This is a genomic window from Streptomyces sp. NPDC050448 (assembly GCF_040655295.1).
Classification (GTDB): domain Bacteria; phylum Actinomycetota; class Actinomycetes; order Streptomycetales; family Streptomycetaceae; genus Streptomyces.
In genome coordinates this window covers 217,755-224,699 of sequence record NZ_JBFAJR010000009.1, presented here as the reverse complement: position 1 = coordinate 224,699, position 6,945 = coordinate 217,755, and the positions used below count along the sequence as shown (strand labels likewise).

The 6,945-nt window shown below is 73.1% G+C and carries 5 protein-coding genes; 2 read left to right on the top strand and 3 right to left on the bottom strand.

Annotation, left to right across the window (positions count from 1 at the left end):
- Positions 1-722: 722 nt before the first annotated feature.
- The 3 genes from AB0I68_RS14325 to AB0I68_RS14315 form a co-directional block, all read right to left on the bottom strand.
- Positions 723-2,696, bottom strand: a complete 1,974-nt coding sequence (locus tag AB0I68_RS14325) for a fructose-specific PTS transporter subunit EIIC (RefSeq protein WP_363177557.1) — start codon at positions 2,694-2,696, stop codon at positions 723-725.
- A gap of 201 nt (positions 2,697-2,897) precedes the next feature.
- Positions 2,898-3,842, bottom strand: a complete 945-nt coding sequence (gene pfkB, locus AB0I68_RS14320) for a 1-phosphofructokinase (RefSeq protein ID WP_363177556.1) — start codon at positions 3,840-3,842, stop codon at positions 2,898-2,900.
- Positions 3,839-4,600, bottom strand: coding sequence for a DeoR/GlpR family DNA-binding transcription regulator (locus tag AB0I68_RS14315; RefSeq protein WP_363177555.1), 762 nt, complete (start codon positions 4,598-4,600; stop codon positions 3,839-3,841). The genes pfkB and AB0I68_RS14315 overlap by 4 nt, the downstream gene beginning before the upstream one ends.
- Before the next feature lie 337 nt (positions 4,601-4,937).
- Between AB0I68_RS14315 and AB0I68_RS14310 the strand changes: the two genes are divergently transcribed.
- Together AB0I68_RS14310 and ptsP are read left to right on the top strand one after the other, a co-directional pair.
- Positions 4,938-5,210, top strand: a complete 273-nt coding sequence (locus tag AB0I68_RS14310) for an HPr family phosphocarrier protein (protein ID WP_363177554.1) — start codon at positions 4,938-4,940, stop codon at positions 5,208-5,210.
- Entirely contained in the window at positions 5,207-6,865 is a 1,659-nt protein-coding gene (gene ptsP, locus AB0I68_RS14305; RefSeq protein ID WP_363177553.1) for a phosphoenolpyruvate--protein phosphotransferase, read from the top strand. Before AB0I68_RS14310 ends, ptsP begins: the two co-directional genes overlap by 4 nt.
- Positions 6,866-6,945: the final 80 nt, after the last annotated feature.

Genomic DNA, 6,945 nt, shown 5'->3' with positions numbered 1-6,945 from the left:
TCATCGGACAGGCGGACTTCAACGGCACGAGGACCCGGCGACATAACAACAGGCTACAGACTTAACCCTGAGATTTCCGGCGCATCACACTAGTGCTTCGACCGGGAAGGTTTCGCCGGGTCGAAGAGGCCAGGGGCTCGAACGTCCGGCAGGTGCCGGTGCGTTCGTGTCGTCGGTCGGCGAGGACGGCGAGGTCGGCGAGGTCGGCGAGGTCGGCGAGGACGGCGAGGACGGCGAGGACGTCGGGGTGACGGGTGTCGGTGTTGCGCGGCGCAGATGGGCGTGCAGGCCCGGGTCCGGACCCTGTTGTTGCGGTGGTCAAAGTCGGCGACGGTGAACTGCCGCAAGGGTCCGGAGTGGGCCTCGACGGGTTGGCCCAGGACGCGTGGGCCGGGGTGGAGCACAGCTCGACGCGGCTCATCCTGGACCGGCGCCGGATCTGCCTCGCCCTTGTGGGGGAGAGGTTGCCAGGACGTGGACCGGGACGCCGTCCGGGCGGGGCGCGCGGATCGACCCGAGCGCGGCCGGGGTGTTCGCGGCACCCTTCTTGCGGTGGTTGACGCCTGCGGTGACGACCGGCCGAGCCCGGTCGGGCGGGTGGTGGCCGTCCGGACGCCCCGGCCACGGCCGGAACTCGAAGGCTCCTGTGGTGGAAGTGCTCACGCGGGCGGCTACGGAACCGGGCATTCCCCGGTTCCGTAGCTCCCGTCCGGCGGCTCCCGTCAGGCGGCGGCCAACTCCGTTTCGGCGACGGGGGAGCCGGGGGCCGCCGGGGCGGCGGGCTTCCGCATCCCCTTCAGCACGACCACCACCGCCATGGTGACCGCCGTCCCCGCCGCGACCGCGATCAGGTACAGGAACGGGCTGCCGATCAGCGGGAGCACCCAGATTCCGCCGTGAGGGGCACGCAGGGTGGAGCCGAAGGCCATCACCAGGCCGCCGGCGGTCATGCTGCCGACGATGTTCGCCGGGATGACCCGCAGCGGGTCGGCCGCCGCGAACGGGATCGCACCTTCGGTGATGAACGACGCGCCGAGCACCCAGGCAGCCTTGCCGTTCTCCCGCTCCTCGGCGGTGAACAGCCGACGCCGGACGACGGTCGCCAAGGCCATGCCCAGCGGCGGGGTCATACCGGCGGCCATCACGGCAGCCATCACCTTGAGACTGCCGGAGTCCGGGGCGGTACCCGCGGCGGTGAGCGCACCGGCGGCGAAGGTGTAGGCGACCTTGTTGAGCGGACCGCCCATGTCGAAGGCCATCATCGCGCCGAGCAGCGTGCCGAGCAGGATCGCGTTGGAGCCGGAGAGGCCGTTCAGCCAGTCGGTCAGGCCTTGCATGGCCGAGGCGATCGGTGAGCCGGCCACCACGAACATCAGGAAGCCGACCACCCCCACCGACAGCAGCGGGATCACCACCACCGGCATGATGCCCTTGATCGCCTGCGGCACGTTCCACCGGATCATCCACAGCACCAGGAAGCCCGCGATCAGACCTGACACCATGCCGCCGAGGAAGCCCGCGCCGACTGCCACCGAGACGGCACCGCCGGCTATGCCGGCGGCCAGTGCTGCCCGGTCCGCGATCGCCCAGGCGATGTATCCGGAGAGGATCGGGACCAGGAAGCCGAAGGAGGCCTTGCCGGTCTGGAACAGCATCGCCGCCCAGCTGTGCGACGAGGTCCATTCGAAGTGGCCCAGTACGGACGGGGCGGAGGCGATCTGGTAGCCGCCGATCGCGAAGGCGAGGGCGATCAGCAGACCACCGGCCGCGACGAACGGGATCATGTGACTGACGCCCGTCATCAGGTACGTGCGCAGCCGCTGGGCCCAGTGCTCGCCCGCCGGCGCGCTCGGTGCCGCGACCGGTGCGGCGGCGGCACGTGCGCCGCCGCCGGTCTCGGTGACCAGCCTGGCGGCCCGGGAGATCAGGTCGTCGGCGCGGTTGACGGCGGCCTTCACGCCCACGTCCACGGTCGGCTTGCCGGCGAAGCGGGCGCGGTCCCGGACCTCGACGTCATGGGCGAAGATCACGGCATCGGCGGCTGCGATCATCTCGGGGGCCAGCGGCGTCGTCCCGGCCGAGCCCTGGGTCTCGACCTGGATCTGCGCACCCGCCCGGGCGGCGGCCAGTTCCAGGGCCTTGGCGGCCATGTAGGTGTGGGCGATGCCGGTCGGGCAGGAGGTCACCGCGACCAGCCGCAGCCCACCGCCGGGGGCGGCCGTCTCCGGAGCGGCGGCCGGCGCCTCCTCGCCGTTGATCCGGGCCGCGACCGCGTTCGGGCTCTCGGCATCGCGCAGGGCGCCGGTGAAAGCGGGGTCCATCAGCCGGCGGGCCAGCGCGGCGAGGATCTGCAGATGGGTGTCGTCCGCACCGGCCGGTGCTGCGATCAGGAAGATCAGGTCGGCGGGCCGTCCGTCCGGGGCGTCGAAGTCCACCCCCCTCGCGCTGCGGCCGAAGGCCAGGCTCGGCTGCGTGACATGGGGTGATCTGCAGTGTGGAATGCCGATTCCGTCACCCATCCCGGTGGGGGCCTGGGCCTCGCGGGCGGCGACATCGGCGAGGAAGCCGTCGAGGTCGGTGACCCGGCCCTCGGCGACCAGCCGCTGGGCGAGGGCACGGAGAGCTTCGCTCTTGTCCTCGGGGGCGAGATGCAGATCAACGAGTGCGGGTGTGATCAGTCCGCTGGTGTCGCTCATCGTGTCGATCCTTCAACTGGTGGCTGACAGTGTTCTCTTGCCCCCGGGGTCGCCCTTCCGTCCCACACGGTCGGGCGTGGTGCCTCCGGCAGGGATGCCGGACGTTCGCCTGCGAGTGCCCGCTCGGCCGCTGTGGTCGCAGCCGCGCCGGTCTCGCGCTCGGCGTTCGTCCGTCGGCGTCCCTCCCTCAGGAGGCTGTTCTCAACCGCGAAGCGGTCGTTCGAGCGGGATGTCCGCCGTCACGAGCACCGCGGCCGGGTCCAGATCGGCCGGGGTCGGCATGACGCTCCCCGGCAGTTGTACGGCGGCGGCGCCGTGCGCCAAGGCCGCCGCGAGTGCCCCGGGGCCGGTACCACCGGCTCCGAGGAAGCCTGCGAGTGAGGCGTCGCCCGCTCCCACGTCGCTGCGGACGGCCGCGACCGGTGCGCTGCCGTACCAGCTGCCCTCCTCGGCGATCAGCAGCATCCCGTCCGCACCAAGGCTGGTGAGGACCTGCTGGGCGCCACGCTTGCGCAGCTCCCCGGCCGCGTCCACGGCGTCGCCGACGGTGACGACCGGGCGGCCCACGGCCTCCGCGAGTTCCTCCCGGTTGGGTTTGACCACGTCGGGGCGGGCCGAGAGCGCGGCGAGCAGTGCGGGCCCGGAGGTGTCCAGGGCGATCCGGGTGCCACCCGAGTGCACCTGCGCGACCAGCTCGGCGTACCACTCGGGTACCAGTCCGCGCGGCAGGCTGCCGCAGCAGGCCAGCCAGCCGATGTCGTTCCCGGTGCAGTCGACGCGGACGAGCGCCAGCAGCGCGGCCGACTCGGCGGCGCTGAGCTCGGGACCCACCGCGTTGATCTTGGTGAGGCCGCCGCCGTCCTCGGCGATCGAGACGTTGATCCGGGTGTCGCCCGAGATCGCGACTGCAGCGACCTCGATGCCCTGGCGGCGCAGCAGATCGGAGAGCAGCTGCCCGGAGAAGCCGCCCAGTGGCAGGACGGCACGGGTGCGGTGGCCGGCGGCCGTGAGCGCACGGGAGACGTTGACGCCCTTGCCGCCCGGGTCCAGCCGGTCGTGCGCGGCCCGGTTCACCTCGCCCAGGGCGAGCGTTCCCAGCTCGTAGGTGCGGTCGAGGCTGGGGTTCGGGGTGATGGTGACGATCATGCGCGTATGACTTCCGGTCCGTGGTTCTCGATCTCGGCGGCCTGCGCGTCGGTCAGTCCGGTGTCCGTGACCAGGACGTCGACCTGGTCCAGCGAGCCGAACCGGGCGAAATGGCGGGCGCCGAACTTGGAGGAATCGGCCACCAGGACGACCCGTCCGGCGCCGGTGAGCATGGCCCGTTTGACGGCCGCCTCGGCGAGGTCCGGCGTCGAAAGACCGCCCTCCGGGGAGAAGCCGTTGGTGGCGATCACCGCGACGTCCGCGTGGATGTCGGCCAGGTCGCGCAGGGCCCAGGCGTCGACGGCGGCATGGGTGCGGTGGCGCAGCCGCCCTCCGACGAGGTGGAGGGCGAGCCCGGGATGGTCGGCCAGCCGGGCTGCGACCGGGAGAGCGTTGGTGACGACGGTGAGGGTGCAGTCGGCGGGGAGCAGGCCGGCCAACCGGGAGACCGTCGTTCCCGCGTCCAGGATCACGCTGCCCTCGCTCGGGAGCAGGGCCAGGGCCGCCCTGGCGATGCGTTCCTTCTCGGCGCCGGCCGTGGAGTCCCGTTCGGCCAGGCCGGGCTCCAGGTGCAGTGCGCCGACGGGCAGTGCGCCGCCGTGCACCCGGTGCAGCAGACCGGCCCGGTCGAGGGCGCTCAGGTCACGGCGGACGGTCTCCTGCGTGACGCCGAAGTCCTCGGCCAGCGTCGGCACGTCCACTCTGCCCTGCTCTTGGGCGAGGCGGAGGATGCGTTGCTGCCGCTCGGGTGCATACATGTGGGATTGGGTCCGTTTCATGTCTGTTTACGCCTGGTGAAGCCCGACCATACGTGCTCCGGCCGAAAAAGCAAGACGACGTCCAGTCTGCCTCCCAGTCCTTGACCTTGCCCGAATGTGTTGACATCCCTCGCTGACCGGGCGTAGAACCAATCGAAACAACACGCTAACGGGCGTGAAACCACGCACCGTCCGGTCTCCGCGACTGCCCCCGTACGCGAAGACCGGGCACGAACCACGAAGGCCGCGCTTCACCCTCTGCGCGGGCCGCCGTGCCCGACTCTCCCGCCGACCCGGTTCCCACCCGGGTCGGCGATCGTCTCCCCAAGGAATTCCCATGCACTCGATCCAGGTCACCGTCGGCTCCGAGAGCGGCCTGCACGCCCGCCCGGCGTCACTGTTCGTCCGGGCCGCCGCCCGGCAGCCGGCCAGGGTCACCATCGGCCGCCCGGGCCAGGCCCCGGTCGACGCCCGCAGCCTGCTGTCCGTCCTCGCCCTGGCCGCCGGCCGCGGCGAGACCCTGGAGCTCACCGCCTCCGGCGACCGGGCCCAGGACTCGCTGAAGGCGCTGGCCGCCCTGCTCGCCTCCGACCTCGACGCAGCGGCATGAGTGATCTGATACGCGGGATCGGCGTCGGCACCGGCAGTGCGGTAGGGCCTGTCGCCCGGATGGCACCCGTACCCACGCTGCCCGCCCCGAAGGCCGTCGCAGACCCGGCGGCCGAGGCGGCGGCGGTCCGCGCCGCCCTCGGTGCGGTCGTCACCGGCCTGCACGAGCGCGCCGCCCGCGTGAGCGGCACCGGCTCCGAGGTGCTCGCGGCCCAGGCCATGATGGCCGCCGACCCGGTCCTCGCCGACCGGGCCGCCGCCCTCGCAGAGCAGGGCACCGACGGCGCCCACGCGCTCGCCACCGCCTTCGACGGCTTCCGCGCCGCGCTGGTCGCCGCCGGCGGGTACTTCGCGGAACGCGCCGCCGACCTGGACGACCTGCGCGACCGCGCGGTGGCGTACCTGCTCGGTCTGCCCGTGCCCGGCCCGCCCGACCCCGGGCACCCGTACGTCCTGGTCGCCGACGACCTGGCGCCCGCCGACACCGCGCTGCTCGACCCCGAGCGGGTGCTGGCCCTCGTCACCGTCCGCGGCGGGCCGACCAGTCACACGGCCATCCTCGCCAAGGCGCTCGGTCTGCCCGCCGTCGTCGGCTGCACCGCCGCCGCGGAACTGGAGGACGGCCGGCAGGTCCTGGTGCACGGCGCGGACGGTGTGATCGAGCCCGACCCGAGTCCGGAGGCGGTCGAGCGGGCCGCCGAGCGGGAGCGCCGTCGCCGCGAGCTACTGGCCGGGTTCCAGGGACCGGGCCGGACCGCCGACGGCCACCCGGTCTCACTGCTGGTCAACCTCGGTGCGCCGCACGAGCTGGCCGGTGCGGCTGCCGCCGACGCCGAGGGCGTGGGCCTGTTCCGCACCGAATTCCTCTTCCTGGACCGCACCGAGGCACCGGGCCGTGCCGAACAGGCCACCGCCTACCGGCAGGTCTTCTCGGCCTTCGCCGGGCGCCGGGTGGTCGTCCGCACACTGGACGCGGGCGCGGACAAGCCGCTGCCCTTCGCCACCTCCGCCGACGAGGAGAACCCGGCCCTGGGCGTCCGCGGCCTGCGGACGGCCGCCCGGGATCCGCAGCTCCTGGAGACCCAGCTCGCCGCGATCGCCGAGGCCGCCCAGGACAGCACCGCGCAGGTCTGGGTGATGGCCCCCATGGTGTCGATACCGCGAGAGGCCGCCGAATTCGCCTCCCGGGTCCGTGCGCACGGCCTGCCGGTGGCCGGGGCGATGATCGAGGTCCCGGCCGCAGCCCTGCGGACCGACCGGCTGGCCGAGGTCTGCGACTTCTTCAGCATCGGCACCAATGACCTGGCCCAGTACACCTTCGCGGCCGACCGGACGCTCGGCTCCCTCGCCGAGCTGCTCGACCCGTGGCAGCCCGCCCTGCTCGCGCTGGTCGCCACCGCCGCCGCATCGGCGGCTGAGCACGGCCGTCCGATCGGCGTGTGCGGCGAGGCCGCCGCCGACCCGGCACTGGCCCTGGTGCTGGTCGGTCTCGGGATCACCAGCCTGTCCGCCGCACCCGCCTCGCTCCCCGAGGTGCGGGCCGCCCTGGCCACCCACACCCTCACCGAGTGCCGCGAACTCGCCGAGCTGGCCCTGCTCGCAGACGACGCCGACGACGCCCGCCGCAAGGTCCGGTCGAGCATCGCGGGACGCTGATCCACTCCATCGGGGCGCCGGGCCGGTGCGGACCCGGCGCCCACGGACGTCCTGGGCCTCACTCGCTCCCGTCCGTCATG